Raw genomic sequence first — 290 nt, 5'->3', positions numbered from 1 at the left:
TCGCTACACTTTCAGCGTCAGGGGCGCACCACCAGCGCGTCATAACCGCGCCAGCGATAGTTCGCCATCGAGATCAGCCAGCAGGCGACAAACAGCCCGACCACCACAAATCCGGCGTCGCCCAGGTTATCGTTCACCGCGCCAATCAGATCCCACCCGCCGCCGCTGAGGGAGAACTTGTCCATCAGCAGACCCAGCGCTTCCAGGCCGCCAATAAACCGCGCCACCACCACCGAAGTCCCGGTGATGGTCATGTTGTAGTACAGCTTGCGCTGCGGCTTGTTAAACGC

At 61.4% G+C, this 290-nt stretch carries 1 pseudogene; it reads right to left on the bottom strand.

Going from position 1 to position 290, the window contains the following annotated elements:
* Nucleotides 1-17: 17 nt before the first annotated feature.
* A pseudogene (locus tag RTW80_RS28735) lies at nucleotides 18-290 on the bottom strand (HoxN/HupN/NixA family nickel/cobalt transporter); the annotation flags it as partial.

This window comes from Escherichia sp. AM3 (assembly GCF_032029835.1).
GTDB classification, from domain to species: Bacteria; Pseudomonadota; Gammaproteobacteria; order Enterobacterales; family Enterobacteriaceae; genus Escherichia; species Escherichia coli.
This window is presented reverse-complemented; position numbering and strand designations above follow the sequence as displayed.